Here is a 19,580-nt window from a genome sequence, read left to right as displayed (position 1 = left end):
TTTTTCATTTAGGAGCTTAAATTATTCTGGTTTTTCTGGGACTTTTACGTCACCTGAGATTACTTTATCTTTTGCTGTTTTAACAGCTTCTTTTGTTTTGTCGTTTAAATAGCCGTCTGTTAAGTCAACGCCACCATCTTTTAATCCATAAACTAAATGTTCGCCACCAGGGAATTTGTCTTCTAACGCACGGTTGGCAATATCTTGAACCGCTGTGCCGACACCTTTAAGCGTTGAAGTTAACGTGAAGTTGTCTTCTTTGCCGTCTTTTGTTTTGTACTTGCCATCAGCATCTTGATCGCGGTCAACACCGATTACCCAAACTTTGTCGCCAGAACCTGATTCATTCAAGTCTTTTGCTTCTTGGAAGACCCCTTGTCCAGTCGCACCAGAAGCATGGAAGATGATATCAACGCCATTTTGGTACATTGCAGCAGCTAAAGCTTTCCCTTTGGCAGGATCAGCAAATGAAGCCGCATATTTTGTATCAACAGTAATTTCTTTACCTAATTCTTTCGCAGCATCAGCCACACCTTTTTCAAAACCAGCTTGGAAACGGTCAATTACGACCCCTTCTTCACCACCAACAAAACCGACTTTGTTCGTTTTTGTTTCGTTTGCAGCAGCAACACCGGCTAAGTAAGCTGCTTCATTATCTCTAAATGTTGCAGAAACGACATTCTTTTTGCCATCGATTTGATCATCGATTAAAACAAAGTTTGTATCAGGGTTGGCATCTGCTGCAGAAGAAATTGCATCTTTTAGCAAGTAGCCAATACCAAAGATTGTGTTGAATTTACTTGATACCGCTTGGTCAATATTTGTTGTATAGTCAGCTGCATCATTCGATTGAATATATGCATACCCTTTTGAACCTTCTGGTAAATCATGTTCTTTACCCCAAGCTTGCAATCCTTCCCAAGAAGATTGGTTGAACGACTTGTCATCCACGCCGCCTGTATCTGTAATGATTACAGCACTATGCGCTGCATCCCCTTTGCCACCGCCGCTTTCAGCGGTTTTCCCTTTGCCACCACCACATGCTGCAAGTGAAACTGATAAACCTAATGCAATCAAACTAAAACCGAATAATTTTGCTTTTTTCATTTCTGTAAAGCCTCCTAAAAATAGTTTAATGTATTTAAACAACTAAGTTGTTTCTAAGGTTGGTCTGGGACTTTTACGTCACCAGAGATGATTTGTTCTTTGGCTTCTTTAACTGCCGTTTTGGCTTGATCGCTTAGGGCTTCTGTTGTTAAATCAACACCGCCATCTTTCAATCCATAAGTTAAATGTTCGCCGCCAGGGAATTTATCTTCTAATGCAAGATTAGAGATTTTTTTCACAGCAATATTTACACCTTTAATGGTTGAAGCTAACGTTAAGTTATCATCCTTGCCATCTTTGGTTGTATATTTACCGTCTTCGTTTTGGTCACGGTCAACACCAATCACCCAAACTTTATCTTTTGAACCTGTTTCATTTAGCGCTTTGGCTTCTTGGAAGATTCCTTGTCCTGTAGTCGCCGCTGCGTGATAAATAATGTCGGCACCTGCTTGATACATAGAAGAAGCTAAGGCCCGTCCTTTTGAAGCGTCTGCAAATGTCCCTGCATAAGTAGACGTAATTTGAATATCTTTGCCTAATTTTTTGCCAGCGTCTGCTACACCTTTTTCAAAACCAGCTTGGAAACGGCCAATAACAGGTCCTTCAACCCCGCCGATAAATCCTACTTTGTTGGTTTTCGTAGTGTTAGCTGCTGCCACACCTGCTAAATACGCAGATTCATTATCTCTAAATGTTGCAGAAGCGACGTTGTTTTTCCCATTAACTGTATCGTCGATTAGAACGAAATTCGTTTCTGGGTTGGCGTCCGCTGCATCTACTACTGCATTTTTTAGTAAATAGCCAATGCCAAAAATCGTTTTAAATTGACTTGAAATGGCTTGGTCAATGTTTGATGTATAATCAGATGCTTCATTTGATTGAATATACGCATACCCTTGAGGTCCTTCTGGAAGTTTGTGCTCTTTGCCCCACTCTTGCATTCCTTCCCACGCAGATTGGTTAAAAGATTTGTCATCAATGCCGGCTGTATCTGTGACCATTACGACACTATGTTGTGGATCACCTTTTGTGTTGGCGTTCTTTTTGCTATTGCCACCACATGCAGCTAACCCAATGGTTAAGGCAACTGCCGCCAATCCTAGACCTAAAAATTTTGCTTGTTTCACTTTCCGAAAAGCCCCCTACTATTTTATCTATTATTTCATTCGCATTTATGCTATTGAAATCTACTTTGAGCCCAACGAAACCTTATGTCCTTTTTTTAAAAATCTTTATCTGTAAATGAATAGGGCAATAATGCCTCAACTGTCATTGTTTTAGTCGCGCCATCTTTACCAACTAGCGTGACTGGCATTTGTGGATCAAAGAATTCAGCCATTACTTGACGACAAGCGCCACATGGAGAAATGGGTGCCTCTGTATTACCTGCTACAACTAAATGTTGGAAGGTCCGTTCATCTTCTGAAATGGCTTTAAAAATCGCCGTTCTTTCTGCACAATTTGTTAAACCAAAGGAGGCATTTTCAATGTTGACTCCTTGATACATTTTCCCGTCTGCAGTCACTAAGCAAGAGCCCACAGGAAAGTTAGAATACGGTACATAGGCGTGTGCCAATGCTTCTACGGCACAATCAAGCCATTCTTGTTTTACTGTCATCTTTTTCGCCACACCTTCGTTTAATTTGAAATACGAATTAATACCCTTCGCCAGTTGCGCCAGAAACAATTGCTACACCCGTACTTGCACCGATACGTGTTGCCCCCGCTTCAATCATTGCTAGCGCTTCTTCTGCATTATGCACGCCACCAGAAGCCTTAACGCCCATGTCAGGACCAACTGTCTCACGCATTAAACGAATATCTGCTACTTTAGCGCCGCCTGTTGAGAAGCCAGTAGATGTTTTAACGAAATCGGCACCTGCTTCTTTGGCTAATTCACAAGCTTTAACTTTTTCTTCGTCTGTTAATAATGCTGTTTCAATAATCACTTTGACTAACGCTTTTCCTTTGGCTGCATCTACTACGCCTTGAATGTCTTGACGTACGTGATCGTATTGTTGTGATTTTAATGCACCAATATTAATCACCATATCCACTTCATTCGCACCATTTTTAATCGCATCAGCTGCTTCGTATGCTTTAACTTCTGGTGTATTTGCCCCCAAAGGAAAGCCAATAACGGTACACACAGCGACGTCGGTATCTGCTAATTGCTCGCTAGCAAAAGCGACCCAACAAGGATTGATACATACAGAGAAGAAGTTGTACTCCTTAGCTTCATCAATAATTTTTTGGACAGCGGCTTCTGTCGCTTCTGGTTTCAAAATAGTGTGGTCAATCATGCGGTTTAATTCCATGATGAGAATTCCTCTTTTCTTTTTGTTTTATTCCGTAATAATATCGTGAATCAAAATAGGCTCTTCGCCGGTTGGTCCAATTTCAATGTTTTTATAAAGCAATTGTTCGACTTCTGTCACGTCTTCACGATTGGCATAAATGGTTAGTAATGATTCGCCTTTTTCAACTGGGCTCCCTACTTTTTTGTGAAGTTTCAAGCCAACTGCAAAATCAATCGTATCTTCTTTCGTAGCCCGACCAGCGCCCAGCAACATTGCGGCAACGCCAATTTCATTGGCAACGATTTTTTGTACCACGCCTGTTTCTTTGGCAGGTAAATCAAATTGATAAGTTGCGGTTAATAATTTTTCTGGCTGGTCAACAACGGAACTGTCGCCGCCTTGATTTTCAATCATTTCTTTAAATTTTGCGAGCGCTCGACCGCTTGTTAATGCTTCTTCTAATAAAGCCCGTGCTTCGTCTAACGTCTCGGCTTTTTTAGCTAAAACAACCATCTGACTTCCTAAGACATAGCACATCTCCACTAAATCTTCTGGCCCATTTCCTTGCAAGGTCTCGATTGCTTCAACGATTTCTAAACTATTTCCGATAGCCTCCCCTAAAGGTTGTGACATGTCTGAAATTACTGCCATCGTTTGGCGATTTGCCAGTTTCCCAATGCGAACCATTGTTTCCGCTAATCGACGAGCACTTGCTAGGTCTTTCATAAAGGCCCCTTCACCAGTAGTCACGTCTAAGACAATCGCATCTGCCCCTGCGGCAATTTTTTTACTCATAATGGAACTTGCAATTAATGGAATTGAGTCAACAGTGGCGGTCACATCACGTAACGCATAAAGTTTTTTATCTGCTGGTGCTAGATCACCTGACTGACCAATCACTGCCACTTTTGTATCGTTCACCAATTGAATAAAACGTTCTTCTGTCAATTCAACTTTAAAACCAGGAATCGCTTCTAATTTATCCAACGTACCGCCCGTGTAGCCTAAGCCACGACCAGACATTTTTGCTACATTGACCCCGACACTAGCAACTAATGGCGCTAAAATAAGCGTCGTAGTGTCGCCTACGCCACCTGTAGAATGCTTGTCGACTTTGATTCCTTCTATAGAAGAAAGATCCACAATTTCGCCTGAATGGACCATTGCTAACGTCATTTGTGTAATTTCTTCGTCTGTCATATCTTGGTAAAAAACAGCCATTAAAAAGGCACTTACCTGATAATCTGGAATTGAACCATCTGTGTATCCGTTGATAATAAATTGAATTTCTTCGCTTGTTAGTTGATGCCCGTCACGTTTCTTTTCAATAATGTCTACCATTCTCATGAATTCGTTCCCTCCGATTTCCCGATAATGTATTATACAACAAAATCGTTCAGCTTTAAACCATTTAGTAAACCAGTTTACTATTATTTTTTTCTTTTGAAAACGCAAACAACACGAACATTCTATTTCTAAGCTGTTTTTTAAATCGGTTTTGTGCTTTTTCTAGCAATAAACGTCGCATCAAAAACTTTATTTGGAACTTTCCCTGTTGGATCTGCAATAGCTTCCACCAAAAATTTTGCTGCATAATAGCCAATATCAAAACTCGGCTGATAGACGGTTGTTAAACTCGGCACCAAATATTCGGAAATTTCCAAGCCATCAAAGCCAACCACCGAAATATCGTCAGGAATTTTCTTGCCCGCTTCTTCAATGGCTTGATAAGCTCCCATCGCCATTTCATCATTACCACAAAAAATTGCTGTGATTTCTTCATTTTTCAAAACTTCTTTCGCCGCAGCATAGCCGCCATGCAAGTTCAATTCCCCAGCACAAACATAATGCGGACGAAAAGGTAAATTGTTGTCCTGTAACGCATGCTGATACGCCGTCACTCGTTCCGTTAAACGATAATAGCCGGCACTTTCGCGCAACATACCTATATGCTGATGCCCTTGTTGAATCAAATGATGGACCGCTTGATAAGCACCTTCGTACTCTTTAACGATTAATCGTCCACTATCTCGTGGATTAATCCCACGATCGACAAGAATGACAGGAATCGGATGTTCTCGTCGGTCTTTTAAAATATGATTTTCTGGCAAAACATTCGGCGTGGCAAAAATAATGCCATCCACCGACCGATGAATCAACTCGCTAACATATTGCATCGCTTGCTCGGAATCATGCTTTGAATTGCATAACAAAATCATGTAGCCTAACGAATTTAAATATGTTTCTACACCTTCAATCACTTTTGAGAAAAAGAAATCCGTCACATCTGGCACAATCATACCAATGGTTTTGGAATGACGGTTGATTACATTCGAAGCAAAGTAATCTGGTTTGTAATGATTTTCAGCGACTACCGCCAACACCTTGTTGCGGGTTTTTTCACTGAAACGACTCCCTTTATTATTCAGAATTTGTGAGACGGTTGTGACAGAAACACCAGCCATATCAGCAATTTCTTTAATCGTTAGTTTCATCGCGCCCCTCCCAACGTCTCCTTTTGCATTGACAGACATTTGTAGACGTGTTACAGTCTTCAAAATACTTATCGAATCTTTTACATTTTAACAAAAAAAAGACAAAAGAAATAGACTAAAAAGATTAAAAAACAAAAGAAAATGGAGGCTATTTTTTTCATGGAAGAATCCCGTGTCCGTCAATTACCAAAAATCGAGCTGCACTGTCACTTAGATGGGTCGATTCGACCAACCACTTTACGCACCATTGCTGAAAAACAAAACATTCCATTACCCCAAGACGAACAAGCCTTGAAAGAGTTAGTGGTTGCCCCTGAAAAATGCACCGATTTGAATGATTATTTAACTCGGTTCGACTTCGTGCTAACCTGTCTACAAACAGCTGAAGCTTTGCAAGCAGCGGCGTATGACGTGATTAGCCAAGCTGCCGAAGATGGCGTGGCATACATAGAGGTGCGTTTTGCGCCTTCGCAACATACAGAAAAAGGCTTACGGTTACCTGAAATCGTGACCGCTGTTTTAACTGGCTTAAAACAAGGCGAAGAAGATTTTGGTGTAAAAAGCAATGCACTGTTATGCGGCATGCGGCATGACCAACAACAAGCCATAGAAAAAATCGTTCACTTAGCGCATGATTTCAGAGAGACAGGCGTTGTCGGCTTTGATTTAGCTGGCAATGAAGTCGATTTCCCTCCATACACATTTGAAGACGTATTAGCTTTAGCCAACCAATTGTCAATTCCATTAACACTCCACGCTGGGGAATGCGGCTGTGGCAAAAATGTCGCTGATGCTGTCACTTTAGGTGCTACTCGGATTGGCCACGGTATTGCTTTGAAAGATACACCCGAATATTTGGCGCTCTTAAAAGAAAAAAAGGTTCTTTTAGAAATGTGTCCAACTAGCAACTTCCAAACAGGCACCGTCAAAACATTGGCTGAATACCCTTTTCAACAATTTATAGAGGCTGGCTTAGCCGTCTGCATCAATACCGATAATCGCACTGTTTCAGATACTACGTTAACGAAAGAATTCATGAAATTGGCCACTTGGTATCAATTAAGTTATGACGAAATGAAGCAACTCACTAAAAATGCGCTTGCAGGTGCTTTTTTATCGCCAGACGAAAAAAAACTGTTGAACCAAAAAATTGATCAAGCATATCTATTCTAAAAAAGAACCTCCACTAAAGTGGAGGTTCTTTTTTACTCTGCTTCTTTAACACTTCGTAAAATATAATAGCCTTTGTCTTTTGTCACAATTTCAACATTGCCAAATACTTCAGCCATTTTCTTTTCTGCACTAGGTGCACCTTGTTTCTTTTGAATAACTACCGTTAGTGTGCCACCAACTTTCAACAACGGAAAAGCCCCTGTTAAAATGCCATGGACAACTTTTTTGCCTGCACGAATGGGCGGATTGCTAACAATCGCCGCGTAGGTCATTTCGTTTAAGGTTTCATACACATTGGAAGAATGGATATCCACAGTAGTAATTTGGTTACGTTGGGCGTTCATTTGAGCTAGCCCAACCGCCCGTTGGTTGACATCCACCATTTCCACCAGTCGACCAGTCGCCGCTGCTAAGGACAACCCAATTGGTCCATAGCCACAACCAACATCTAACAAACGGCCTGCTGGTAAATTTTCCCATTCAAAGGCATCAATCAACACACGAGAACCATAATCCACTGTTCCTCTTGAGAAGACCCCGCTATCGGTCGTAAACTGAAAGGTCCGACCACGTAATGGAAAAGACCAGCTTTCTAAATCATGTGCTAATTCTGGATTTTCTGTATAATAATGATTCGCCATTTTGTTCTTCCTATCTATGCTTGTTTTGGTTTTAGTCTACCTTTTATTTCTCGAACAATCAAGGCACCTAATAATTCATAGCCCACTTGTGAAAAATGCAAACCATCCGCTTGTAAAAATTCATCCGTTCCAGGATAAACAGTCATCGCTTTATACAAATCAATAACTGGCAAGTTATGTGCCGCCCCGACTTCTTGTGCAACCTTGACCAATTCCTTGATACGCGTCTGTGGACGTTCTGGACGTCTGCCACTATCCGCATATGGTGGCGTAATTAAAATCACCTTTTCTGAACCAATTTCGTGAATCATTGTTTCAAGGTTTTCTCTAAACGTGGCTACTGTTATATTTCGATCCAGTGACGCATCATTGGCGCCAAAGAAAATCACCACTTCATCAGGTTTCTCAATTAGTACTTCTTTATTTAATCGTTTTAAACCATCCTCTGTTGTATCGCCAGGCATTCCAGCATTAATAACAGCCACTTCTTCTAGACCCATCGCAGCAATATCCCGTTTCACTAAGTCAACAAGAACAGGTGAGACGGCTTCGTCTAAATAACCAGCAGTAATGCTATCACCAAATAATACAATTTTTCTCATGGCTTTTCCCCTCTTTTCTAACAGTTTTCTCTTTTCATGATACCATTTTCATCATAAATTGGCGAAGAAGGGAATTCTTTTGTAAAATCCTGTGTTTCCCTTGTGAAATTATGGTAAAATGTACAAAGATTGAACAGGGTTTGGTGGAGGAACAATGGACGATAAAATGAATTACTACCCAATTTCCAGAGAAGAATGGCATGGGTTTTATCATGACGGCAAAGCACCGTTAACCGAAGCAGAATTGGATAACATTAAAAGTGTGAACGACCAAATTTCACTAAAAGATGTACAAGAAATTTATGTACCCTTAACGCATCTTATTCATTTATACATGAAAGAATTTGAATCGCTAACACTTAGCAAAGGATTATTCCTACATGAATATGTCTCTGTACCACCATTCATCATTGGAATTGCCGGCAGTGTCGCCGTTGGTAAAAGCACCACCGCTCGTCTTTTGCAAAGAATTCTGGCCCGAACGTTTAAACGAAGAAACGTTCAACTCATTACAACGGATGGATTTTTGTATCCCAATAAAGTGTTAGAAGAACAGGGAATTATGGACCGAAAAGGGTTTCCTGAAAGTTATGACATGGAGAAGCTAATTAATTTCTTAAACGAAGTCAAAAGCGGCAAAGACGAAATTAAAGCACCTGTCTATTCTCACAGTGTCTACGATGTTATCGAAGGCGAATATGAGTTGATACAACAACCAGATATTCTGATTGTTGAAGGCATTAACACATTACAGTTACCCGCCAATCAACAAATTTATGTGAGTGATTTTTTTGATTTTTCTATTTTTGTGGATGCCGATCCAGCCTTAATTGAAAAATGGTACCTAGAACGTTTTGGGGCCTTATTAGATACGGCTTTCTTAGATCCTAATAATTATTATTACCAATATGCAATTGGCAAACGAGAAGATGCTTTCGCCATGGCACGGAATGTTTGGAAAACCGTGAACTTACCGAACTTGGAGGAATATATCTTGCCAACGCGCGGACGTGCGGACATTATTTTGCATAAAACGGAAAATCATTTGATTGACCAAATCTATCTACGTAAATATTAAGGGTTGACGAGCTAAGAAATATCCTGTATCTTTTGTAGAAATATCCTTGAAAATTTTCAGCAGAATGCATGACTTTCAAGGAGTAAAATGTTTTAATAAGTATAGCTAGACAAAGAAGAGTACGGAACAAAAGTGAACCACTTTTTAATCGCCTGATTCTCGGCTGTTTAAAAGTAGCCCCTGCGGAATTAAGCCCAAATTTTCTAAAAATCGTAAAACAATTTTTGAAAATCCTTTCTTAATTCTTGGTGCTGACCACTTTTTAACCGCCTTTTCTTTAGATAAATTTAAATGGATAAGGGGTAATAGACGTGACTAACGTTGCCGATTTGACATCTGTCGAAAAAATTATTGTTTTAGACTTTGGTAGTCAGTTTAACCAATTGATTACTCGTCGTATTCGTGAATTTGGCGTATTCTCTGAGTTATTAAGCCACCGAACTACGGCAGAAGAAATTCGCAAAATCGCGCCTAAAGGAATCATCTTCTCAGGTGGACCAAACAGCGTGTATGACAAAGATGCTTTTAGCATTGATCCAGAAATTTATGAGTTAGGAATTCCCATTCTTGGCATCTGCTACGGTATGCAATTAATGACTCATAACTTAGGCGGAAAAGTAGAACCTGCCGCAAACCGTGAATACGGAAAAGCAGAATTAGAAATCCTTGGTGATGCGACATTATTCCAAGGAACACCTGCGAAACAAACCGTTTGGATGAGCCACGGTGATTTAGTAACAGAAATCGCTCCTGGATTCGAAAAAGTTGGGACAAGCAACGATTGTCCAATCGCTTCTATCGAAGATGCCAACCGCAAATTCTACGGCGTACAATTTCACCCAGAAGTTCGTCATTCAGAATATGGTAACGACTTATTACGTCACTTTGCTTTTGATGTTTGTGGCTGTACTGGTGACTGGAGCATGGAAAACTTCATCGATATGGAAGTCGCTAAAATCCGTGAACAAGTAGGCGATAAAAAAGTCTTACTTGGTTTATCAGGTGGCGTTGACTCAAGCGTTGTCGGTGTGCTTTTACAAAAAGCTATTGGCGACCAATTAACTTGTATCTTCGTTGACCATGGATTATTACGTAAAGGTGAAGCAGAGCAAGTAATGGAAAGTTTAGGCGGTAAATTTGGCTTAAACATTATTAAAGTAGATGCGAAAGAACGCTTCTTAAGCAAATTAGCAGGCGTTTCTGACCCTGAACAAAAACGTAAAATCATCGGTAACGAATTTGTGTATGTTTTTGATGACGAAGCAACTAAACTTGCTGGGGAAGAAGGCGTTTCATTCCTAGCACAAGGAACTCTTTACACAGACGTCATCGAATCTGGTACAGAAACTGCGCAAACAATTAAATCACATCACAACGTTGGTGGTCTTCCTGAAGACATGCAATTTGAATTAATTGAACCTTTAAATACATTATTCAAAGACGAAGTTCGTGCCTTAGGAACTGAACTTGGCATGCCTGATGCAATCGTTTGGCGCCAACCATTCCCAGGACCAGGATTAGGTATTCGTGTGCTTGGTGAAATTACAGAAGATAAATTACAAATCGTTCGTGATTCAGATGCTATCCTACGTGAAGAAATCGCAGCAGCTGGCTTAGATCGTGACATTTGGCAGTACTTTACTGTCTTACCTGGCATCCGCTCAGTAGGCGTTATGGGCGATGGCCGTACCTACGATTACACAGTCGGTATCCGTGCTGTGACTTCTATCGACGGCATGACCGCTGACTTTGCCCGTATCCCTTGGGATGTTTTACAAAAAATCTCTGTGCGCATCGTGAACGAAGTTGCACATGTAAACCGTATCGTGTACGATATTACTTCAAAACCACCTGCAACTGTGGAGTGGGAATAACAATCAACCCGCTAGAAAACCTATTTTATAGGTGTTTCTAGCGGGTTTTCTTTTGTGTTATCACACTTCCCTCCCACCATTCTCCATTTTTCCTTTGCTCCACCGCCCTCAAAGTCCTATAATTTAATCATAAGAATAGTGGCTATTAATAAAATTCATCAATTAAATGGTTTTGTTGTCCTCTTCATAGGAATTTTTTTACTTCGTGCCCAAAAATTTATTTCTGAGCCCCTTTCGTACCTTTTTTCGGGTATTCTTTTGCTTATTGTTGCGTATTTAATACTCGTGAAAAAAATGAACTTTTTCTCAAGTTTGCTCACAGTTACCGACCAGCCTTCTTCTACCCAACAACGATTAGGTCAAATCTCTGGTCTTGTCAGTTTATTGATTGGTTTACTTCTGGTAATTCTTAGCTTCATTTTCTTTCTCCAACCTTGATTCCCCCTTGACTCTCCCTTCACTCTTGGCTATGATTACCTTAGCAAGTACAATGGTGTACTGTGAACAGTCGAGCAACGGCGCTCAAAAAGATTGGCTTTCGTGCATTCTTTTTGAGGGCTTTTTATTTTTAGAAAGTAGGGAAATTGAATGGAAAAAATGTACCGCAGTCCGTATGAAGCATACCCGTATCTATCTTCTAAACCAGAAGATTTACGATGTGATTTTGAATTAATGACTGATGAATTGGCCTCGATGACAGGTCTTCTACGAGGATATGTGCAACAATTAGACGTCCCTGAACAGCCTGCACTAACAGAAGAACTAGCTAAAATTTGCGAGTTAATCTACCATGTCAATCCAACGACCCGAACAAAATTAACAGTCACAGAGGACGAAATAGCCTGGCTTTTGGAACGTGTCAATACTATGAATGAACTGACATACGAAGAAAATCGTCCTTTTGTTTTACCGATGGGCACAATCTGTTCCTCTTATGCACACATTTTAAGAGCCAAAGCCAAAGATATTGTTCGTTTGCTTTATCGCATGGACTATGGTGGTAAAAAAATTGATCCGCAGCTGTATGATGTAGTCAACTTACTCTCAGGTTACTTTTTCATGTTAGCTTTGTACCTAAATCAGCTCGAAAATGGTGAAGAAGTTCCCTTTGTTTCTCGCAACTATTCTATTTAATTTGGAGGAAGATGATGAATTCATTGCCAATACTTGAAAAAGCAGTGGGCGCGATCACCCTGCTTTCCGAAGAAAAACAAAATGCCGAATATGAAGGCTTTTTATGTCAAGTTAATGAATCGCAACAACTTATCCGCAGTCGTTTAGCCAAAAAAACGCCGAAAAAAGAAGGCTATTTTGCAGCCTTCTGGGAAAAAAATCAACAAAATCAGAACGAAGCCTTTGATGCAACGGAAGCCCCTGAAATGTTAGCAATTGTCATTGCTGATCAAGAAAAGCAAGGTCTCTTTCTTCTGCCGAAAGAATGTTTAATCCAACAAAAAATTCTCAAAACGAATCAACAAAAAGGCAAAATGGCGGCCCGTTTTTATCCTTCTTGGTGCCAAAACCTTAATCAAACCGCCAAAAAAACACAAAAATGGCAACTAGCTTACTTTACTGATTTATCTAAATACTAAAAACGTCAGCTGGCTTCAGAAGCCAGCTGACGTTTGTTTCTTCTACTGTTTAACCAATTGGTGGCGTACCTTCTGCGTTCCCAGCAATCGCTTCGATTTGAATCTGAGCACCTTTTGGTAAATCCGTCACACCAATCACTCTTCTGGCAGGCGTGCCTTCAGGGAAGTACGTTTGGTAGACGTCATCTACTGCCGCCAGCTCTTCAATCTCTTTCACAAAAATGTTCACTTTCACCAGATCAGCTAAGCTGTGATCCACACTTTCAATAATCGCTTTAATATTTTCTAAACATTGCGTCGTTTGTTCCTTGATTCCGCCAGCGACTAACGCATTTGTTTTAGGGTCCAATGGTAGCTGAGCTGATAGATGGTTGTAATGAGAAAAAGCAACAGTTTGTGTCGAAAATGGACACTTCGGTGCGTGCTCTGTATTATTTGCTTCAATAATTAATCCATGTCGATCTTCAATCGCTTGTGGTGGCGTACCATCCCCATGAGAAACCACCGCTTCTACTTGCACCGCCGCGCCCATTGGTAAATCAGCAACAGCAATCACTGTTCGTGCTGGCATGTAATTGACCGTGCGCGCAATTCCTGAATCTGGGAAAAAAGCAGCATATACTTGATTGACAGCTTCCAGCTTAGATAAATCTTTTAAATAAATGTTGATCTTCACAATATCATCAAAAGGCACATCAATACTGGTTAAAATGGCTTTTATGTTTTTCAAACATTGTTTTGTTTGCGTTTTAACACAGCCAGCCACAACTCTGCCCGTTTGAGGATCTATAGGCAATTGTGCAGACAGATTGTTATAGTGAGAAAACGCGACCGTTTGACTGGCTAGAGCATCAATTGGTGCCTGAACAGTCTGATTTGTTAATTTAATTAAATCCCCAGCTTGAGGCGCATTAGGGATAGTTCCTTCCCCATTTGAAACAAGTGCCTCCATTTGAACGGAAGCGCCTAACGGCAAATCTGTGACGGCGACCACTGTTTTAGCTGGATAATAATGGGTAAAAAAGGCCGCATAGACCTCCTCAACTGCGGCAGCATCCCGCATATCTTTGACAAAAATGGTCATTCTGACAATGTCACTCATCACATGGTTGATACTTTCAACAACCGCTTGGATATTTTTCAAACATTGTGTCGCTTGGGCCCGAATGCCACCTTCTACCAATTGTCCAGAGGTTGGCTCAATAGGTAACTGTGCCGACAAATGATTATAGTGGGAAAATGCGACTGTTTGGGCTGCGAGAGGATGCTTTGGTGCACGCTCTGTATTTCTTGCTAAGACGATATTTTCATTACTCATAACTCTACTCCCTTTTTTAGCATTCCAACAAAATGATTCCGCTTACATTTTCAAGCATTAAACTTCCAACAAGATCCTTTTTATTTTCCTGCTTTTCTATTAATGGTGATAGCTTTCCACCACCACTTCTTTCAGTCTACAATAAGAACAGGAACATTTCAATAAGGCATTCCTAAATTGATTGTTGGCCCTCAAACAAATCTTCTTCCGTTAAAGAAGGCTGAGGTCGGGAAAGAACCGTTTAGCTCCGAGAAATAAGAAGAAATTTCCGAAAATTGCTCTTTAATTTTTGGAGAATTTCGGCTTATTTCCGAAGGAGTTGGTTCTGTTCCCGCCGTTTATCAGGTTTTGATCCTGGGACAAAAATCCAAAGTGGTTTTTGTCCCAGGATCAGTCTTTATAGATACCTCGTTAGCTTTAACTAGTTTTATTTAACCACCATATACTCACGATAATTTTCCGAGAACGTATCCATTAGCGTATAAATTCGTTCAAAATCATAGTCACGACTAGGGTCATCATACCAAACACATTGAATACTTCCAATAATTGGAAGATTTGGGCTACCTGCTGGCACATCTGTAAATGCTTTTTTCGACATATTTGCTAAAGCATCGTCATATTGATAAATGCCAGAATCAACATTGCCAGCTACCCAATACCACGCATCATTGGTATTAAAAATTTTGTGTCCTTTTTGAACAAAGTACTCAGGTTTGGCTACGTCATATCCGCTCCAACCGGCTGTCCAATAAGAAATAATAATCTCTGGGTCAAATGTACCGAAAGAATCGTCGCTGTTGTAATAAATGCCATCATTAAAGCTCATTGGCTGCATGCCCGCATCTTTAATTATTTTAGCTAAATCATTCGCATAAGCGACAAAATCCTTGTAGCGCCCAGAAGATTGCAGTTTCGCCCAACCGCCTGTGTCGACATCATTTGCATACTCATCGCCACCAAAATTGAAAATTTCACTATGCGCGGAAAAATAAGCCACGTACTTACTGATAATCGCCTTTGTGAAATTCACTGCCTTTTGGTTCCCTAAATCTACTGTTCGTTTTGAGCCATCAAAAGCGGGATTTTTAATCGCTAGTTTTTCCATAGCCACTAACAAGGCATCCATATGTCCTGGACTGTTAATCACGGGAATGATGTTGATGTTGCGCGCTTTCGCAAAAGCCAACAACCGATCCATTTCTTTTTGTGTTAACGCGTTGCCATTAGGATCATTGTAATACGCGTTGTTGCCTCGTTGGATTGCTTTTGAAACCCGGTTGTGGTTGTATTTTTTACCATTCACATTGACCGACATATCATCCAAAATAAACCGTAAGCCATCATTTCCTAAAATTAATTGGACATCTGTGTACCCATTTTGACTGGCTTTGGCCACTAATTCTTCCAGTTGCTCCACGGAAAAATATTTTCTTCCCGCATCAATGGAAAAGACACTTTTTAAAGGTTGTGTTTGTTTCTCTTTTAAATTATCCAAAGCTGTTTGGACCTCCGTTTGCCAAGTAGTCACTTGCGCGGCTGTATACGTTTTTCCCGCAAGTTCTGTTGCGACTGTCTCTTTTGTTGTTTGTAGCGCTTGAATCGTTTCTGGTGTATAGCTTTCTGCCTTTTCAATGGCTGCAACTGCTTGATCCAACGCACGATATAAAGTGGTTAAGTCAATGGCTAACAGGCCTTTTTCTAATTCAGCATCATAGGTATTTGAAATCCCTTGGCCATAATCGCCACCTAAAATAGCTTTATTCACATCATAAAGCGTCGTTGCTTGTGTCACTGCTTCTGCGGCTTTATTTTGTGCTTCAAGGTCTGTGTTGGCGTAGCTAATTCGTTTTAAATAGTGCTGCGCAGCCGCTTTCATCTCTCCAAGAGAAACGCCTTTACTCTCTGCAATGGCCGTTTTTGTCCAAAGTAAATTAGAAGGTTTTATCTGATTTAAATCGTCTTCATTATAGGTGCGACCATCGCGATCTAAGGCATAGAGGAACATGCCCCCTAAATTATTTTCATAAGAATAACGAGCTACTTTATACATGTTACTTTCCATATACGGCTCTTTTGTGTCATACCAGCGGTTGCGATCTTGCTCTTCTGGGAAAGTTAATCCTGGAACAAATCGTTCCCCATTGAGAACCGGACTTAAATTATTTAATGCTCGTTGCGTGCGTTGGTCATCGCTGCCATACTGTTGATAAGCGAGAAAATCGAAACAGTCACTGACATCTTGTAAAGGTGGTAAATATTCTGCATTGGTATCATACAAAAATGGACGATCCGTTCCCGACTTCGGTCCAATGTATTTTGATAATGCACGAATGACACCATTAGATAGAACAATATCTTTTTCACTTGGACGAGTTTCCATGTCAATATCTAACCCATCAATTCCTAAATCATCGACAAATTTGGTTAACAGCTCTTTCGCATAAGCATCAAATTCTGCTTCTGTAGGCGTTGTTCCTGCGTAAGGAACTTTTAATAGCTCGCTGTAATCAATCCCACGAACTAAACGAACACCTCGTGCATGTAATGCTGGCGCATACTCATTTTTTAACGTATCATAAAATGGCTGTGCAAGTGCTTCTTGTCCTTTTGGCACATAACTAAAGACATTCACAATGTCAATACCATAAGGAATATCGTGCATCGTTAGCCAATTTTCATCTGGCAATGTTGTATTAACTCCTTGCATCGTTTTGTCACGCCAAGCCCGATAGTAAACCATAAAATGTTTCTCTTGGTCCGGTTCATTGGCTTGGCTGACCATTGGTTGATGAAACAGACTAAATAAGATAAACGCCAAGCCAACCAATAACGAAAGACCTAGCCAACTGACAATTGTTTCTCTGTTTTCTCCTCTTCTTGTCGATAAATTGTTCCCCACTTTGAACACCATTCCTTTCTGCACTCCGTTCATTTTGGTGTATCCACCTAAAAAGAAAGCGCATACACAACCATCAATAGAATAACAAAAAATAACGAATTTGCAAAATAGAAACTGGAAAAATGAGGATTTTCTATAAAAATCTTTTCCCGCCTAAAATCACTTTTGTTAGACGGCGTTTAAATGGTAAACTTTGAGACTTGCAAGAAAAATAGGCCTGTTTTTCTTGCAAGTCTCCTTTACTTAGTCGTGATCAACATCGGCGATTTTCACAACAATTTTCCCTTGTGCTCGTCCTGTCAGTGAATAATCTACCGCTTCTTGAATTTGGCTAAAAGGAACGACTCGGTCAATTATCGGCTGTAATTTTCCCTGTTCAATGAACTCAGTGAGTAAAGCTAATTGATCGCCATCTGGACGCATAAACAAAAAATGATAACTAACATCTGTGGCTTGCTCCAAGCGATGAATCTTGCGAGTGGCTATTTTAAAGGCCCATTGTTTCCAAAGCGGCAAGCCATACTCTTTAGCAAAACGTTCGTTGGGAATGCCTGACAATGTAACGACTTTTCCCTGAGGTTTAACCACTGAGAAAGCTTTTTCTAAGATTGTACCCCCCATTGTATCAAACACATAATCGTAGTCGGATAAAACTTCTTCAAAATTTTGTGTCCGATAGTCAATCACTTCATCTGCTCCCAACGCTTGAACCCATTCTTTATTTTTACTACTCGTGGTGGTGGCAACGTAAGCGCCCGCTAGTTTTGCTAATTGAATCGCAATGGTTCCAATCCCTCCTGAACCTGCTTGAATCAGGACTTTCTGGCCTGGCTGTACATTCATAATATCATGTAGCGCTTGATAACTTGTCAAACCGACTAACGGAATGGCCGCAGCTTCTTCAAACGTTAAATTTTTCGGCTTCATAGCTACAGACGCTTGATCCACTGCAATATATTCAGCAAAAGTTCCCACGCGATTTTTTGGTACTCGCCCGTAAACTGCATCGCCCAGCCTAAAATTTTGAACATTTTTTCCAACAGAAACAACAATCCCAGCAAAATCACTGCCTAAAATCAGTGGCATTTGATAATTTAAAAGCATCTTTACTTTGCCATCTTTTGTTTTTAAATCAATAGGGTTGATACTGGCAGCGATAATTTTGACCAAAACATCATTGTCATGAATGGTGGGTAAGGGCACCTCCTCGATTGCTAATTCTTTTTGTCCGTATTTATGAATTAAAGCGGCTTTCATCATTGAATCTTTCCTCTCTTTCTATCCCTTTGTTGGTTTAAAAGTTTAAACCTTTAATCAATTAGTATCTTAACGAAAAATGGGATTCACGTCAAGTTTCAGCCCTCAGCGTATTTTATTGACAAAAAACACGAAAAATGGTTTAATCGTTTAAAAATACGAACCAAAGAGGCGAAAAAATATGAAAGAATTAGAAGAAATTCAAACAGAATTTACTGCGCTTAGTGATTTTTTAATCGCATTGGGTGATGAAAAACGCCAAGCAATTATTATTGCACTGTTAGAAGACCAGGCCTGTGTTGGCCGTCGTGTCACTGAGTTAACAGAGGCGACACAACTCTCACGTCCCGCTGTTTCTCACCACTTAAAAATTTTGAAACAAGCCAAATTAATTGATTGTCGCAGTGAAGGAACTAAAAATTATTACTCACTTTCTCACGATACCACCAAAATTGAGCAACTCCAACAACTATTGACCCACATTACGTCGATTATGCCAGGGAGGAAGCAAGCATGAAAAAAATTCTCGTGGTCCTCACAAACGTCTCCCGTTATCACGGCACCGAAGAACCAACGGGCCTCTGGCTAGGTGAAGCCACGGAGTTCGTGGAAGAAGTAACCAAAGCAGGATTTTCAGTTGACTATATTAGTCCCCAAGGAGGCTATGTCCCTTTGGATCCCCGGAGTATGAAATATGTAGATTCATCCATTATGGCGGTTTATGAAAGTGCCGATTTTCAAGAACGAGCGCTAGCGCATTCCCTCTCTCTTGAAGAAATTGAGCCAGATGAATACGCAGCGATTTACTTTACAGGAGGCCATGGCGTTATGTGGGACTTTCCTGATAATCCTCAGTTGCAAGCAATCACTCGTAGCCTTTACGAACAGGGCAAGTACCTAACTTCTGTTTGTCACGGAATTGCTGGTCTTTTAAATGTCAAAGATGCGTCAGGAAATTATTTGATTGCAGATAAAACCATTACTGGCTTCACTACTGCAGAAGAAATTTTAGCCATGAAAAAAGCAGTTGTTCCTTTCTTAAACGAAACAATTGCCAAAGAACATGGTGCTACTTTTGCGAAAAAGCGTCCCTATAAAGAATTTGCGTATCAAGATGGCCGTATAATCACTGGGCAAAATCCTTTTTCTGTCCGCGCTGTCGCAAGATTGTTAATTCAACAACTATCAAAATGAAACAACAGCGACTACTTTTAGGTAGTCGCTGTTGTTTCATTGCTTCT

General features: G+C 40.4%; 19 protein-coding genes. 8 read left to right on the top strand and 11 right to left on the bottom strand.

The genetic code is table 11. The features are described from left to right. Window positions 1–21: 21 nt before the first annotated feature. From IGK86_RS00585 to IGK86_RS00560, 6 genes are all read right to left on the bottom strand, one after another. Window positions 22–1,107 (bottom strand): BMP family lipoprotein, encoded by a 1,086-nt coding sequence (locus tag IGK86_RS00585; RefSeq protein WP_002356169.1) that lies wholly within the window; start codon window positions 1,105–1,107, stop codon window positions 22–24. Window positions 1,108–1,160: 53 nt separating this feature from the next. Next, the gene (locus IGK86_RS00580; RefSeq protein ID WP_438741910.1) at window positions 1,161–2,234 is read right to left on the bottom strand and encodes a BMP family lipoprotein; all 1,074 of its coding nucleotides are present in this window, start codon (window positions 2,232–2,234) and stop codon (window positions 1,161–1,163) included. A gap of 95 nt (window positions 2,235–2,329) precedes the next feature. Continuing rightward, on the bottom strand, window positions 2,330–2,794 hold the full coding sequence (locus IGK86_RS00575; protein ID WP_438741908.1) for a cytidine deaminase: 465 nt from the start codon (window positions 2,792–2,794) through the stop codon (window positions 2,330–2,332). Next, complete coding sequence (deoC, locus tag IGK86_RS00570; protein ID WP_002359333.1) at window positions 2,763–3,425, bottom strand: deoxyribose-phosphate aldolase; 663 nt, start codon at window positions 3,423–3,425, stop codon at window positions 2,763–2,765. The genes IGK86_RS00575 and deoC overlap by 32 nt, the downstream gene beginning before the upstream one ends. A 27-nt stretch (window positions 3,426–3,452) precedes the next feature. Next, on the bottom strand, window positions 3,453–4,754 hold the full coding sequence (locus tag IGK86_RS00565; RefSeq protein WP_002356165.1) for a pyrimidine-nucleoside phosphorylase: 1,302 nt from the start codon (window positions 4,752–4,754) through the stop codon (window positions 3,453–3,455). 140 nt (window positions 4,755–4,894) lie between these two features. Beyond that, window positions 4,895–5,902, bottom strand: coding sequence for a substrate-binding domain-containing protein (locus IGK86_RS00560; protein ID WP_002356164.1), 1,008 nt, complete (start codon window positions 5,900–5,902; stop codon window positions 4,895–4,897). A gap of 141 nt (window positions 5,903–6,043) precedes the next feature. Here IGK86_RS00560 and add point away from each other — a divergent pair, with 141 nt between their 5' ends. Beyond that, the gene (gene add / locus IGK86_RS00555) at window positions 6,044–7,075 is read left to right on the top strand and encodes an adenosine deaminase (protein WP_002356163.1); all 1,032 of its coding nucleotides are present in this window, start codon (window positions 6,044–6,046) and stop codon (window positions 7,073–7,075) included. Between the two features lie 32 nt (window positions 7,076–7,107). Here add and IGK86_RS00550 read toward each other — a convergent pair whose 3' ends face one another. Next, complete coding sequence (locus IGK86_RS00550) at window positions 7,108–7,716, bottom strand: class I SAM-dependent methyltransferase (protein WP_016616699.1); 609 nt, start codon at window positions 7,714–7,716, stop codon at window positions 7,108–7,110. A gap of 14 nt (window positions 7,717–7,730) precedes the next feature. Beyond that, on the bottom strand, window positions 7,731–8,318 hold the full coding sequence (locus IGK86_RS00545; protein WP_002356161.1) for an SGNH/GDSL hydrolase family protein: 588 nt from the start codon (window positions 8,316–8,318) through the stop codon (window positions 7,731–7,733). A 154-nt stretch (window positions 8,319–8,472) separates the two neighbouring features. On the opposite strand from IGK86_RS00545, the gene coaA reads away from it, so the two are divergent. The 5 genes from coaA to IGK86_RS00520 all read left to right on the top strand — a co-directional run bounded on the left by coaA (window position 8,473) and on the right by IGK86_RS00520 (window position 12,862). Further along, window positions 8,473–9,396: a type I pantothenate kinase gene (coaA, locus tag IGK86_RS00540; protein ID WP_002356160.1), complete on the top strand. Its 924-nt coding sequence runs from the start codon at window positions 8,473–8,475 to the stop codon at window positions 9,394–9,396. A gap of 311 nt (window positions 9,397–9,707) precedes the next feature. Further along, window positions 9,708–11,270 (top strand): glutamine-hydrolyzing GMP synthase, encoded by a 1,563-nt coding sequence (gene guaA, locus IGK86_RS00535; protein ID WP_002356158.1) that lies wholly within the window; start codon window positions 9,708–9,710, stop codon window positions 11,268–11,270. Window positions 11,271–11,408: 138 nt separating this feature from the next. Then, window positions 11,409–11,708, top strand: a complete 300-nt coding sequence (locus tag IGK86_RS00530; protein WP_016616698.1) for a hypothetical protein — start codon at window positions 11,409–11,411, stop codon at window positions 11,706–11,708. A 150-nt stretch (window positions 11,709–11,858) separates the two neighbouring features. Next, the gene (locus IGK86_RS00525) at window positions 11,859–12,404 is read left to right on the top strand and encodes an ATP:cob(I)alamin adenosyltransferase (RefSeq protein ID WP_016616697.1); all 546 of its coding nucleotides are present in this window, start codon (window positions 11,859–11,861) and stop codon (window positions 12,402–12,404) included. Between the two features lie 14 nt (window positions 12,405–12,418). Then, a complete protein-coding gene (locus IGK86_RS00520) occupies window positions 12,419–12,862 on the top strand; it encodes a MepB family protein (RefSeq protein WP_002356140.1) in 444 nt (147 codons plus the stop codon). Between the two features lie 49 nt (window positions 12,863–12,911). On the opposite strand, the gene IGK86_RS00515 is transcribed toward IGK86_RS00520, so the two are convergent. From IGK86_RS00515 to IGK86_RS00505, 3 genes are all read right to left on the bottom strand, one after another. After that, complete coding sequence (locus tag IGK86_RS00515; protein WP_010713631.1) at window positions 12,912–14,180, bottom strand: RidA family protein; 1,269 nt, start codon at window positions 14,178–14,180, stop codon at window positions 12,912–12,914. A gap of 427 nt (window positions 14,181–14,607) precedes the next feature. After that, complete coding sequence (locus tag IGK86_RS00510; RefSeq protein WP_016616696.1) at window positions 14,608–17,115, bottom strand: EndoS/ChiA family endoglycosidase; 2,508 nt, start codon at window positions 17,113–17,115, stop codon at window positions 14,608–14,610. Between the two features lie 210 nt (window positions 17,116–17,325). After that, a complete protein-coding gene (locus IGK86_RS00505) occupies window positions 17,326–18,342 on the bottom strand; it encodes an NADP-dependent oxidoreductase (protein ID WP_016616695.1) in 1,017 nt (338 codons plus the stop codon). 178 nt (window positions 18,343–18,520) lie between these two features. On the opposite strand from IGK86_RS00505, the gene IGK86_RS00500 reads away from it, so the two are divergent. Further along, window positions 18,521–18,856, top strand: coding sequence for an ArsR/SmtB family transcription factor (locus IGK86_RS00500; RefSeq protein ID WP_002356136.1), 336 nt, complete (start codon window positions 18,521–18,523; stop codon window positions 18,854–18,856). Then, on the top strand, window positions 18,853–19,533 hold the full coding sequence (locus tag IGK86_RS00495) for a type 1 glutamine amidotransferase domain-containing protein (RefSeq protein WP_010707958.1): 681 nt from the start codon (window positions 18,853–18,855) through the stop codon (window positions 19,531–19,533). The genes IGK86_RS00500 and IGK86_RS00495 overlap by 4 nt, the downstream gene beginning before the upstream one ends. Window positions 19,534–19,580: the final 47 nt, after the last annotated feature.

This window comes from Enterococcus sp. DIV1206 (assembly GCF_051712485.1).
GTDB lineage: Bacteria > Bacillota > Bacilli > Lactobacillales > Enterococcaceae > Enterococcus > Enterococcus faecalis.
This window is presented reverse-complemented; position numbering and strand designations above follow the sequence as displayed.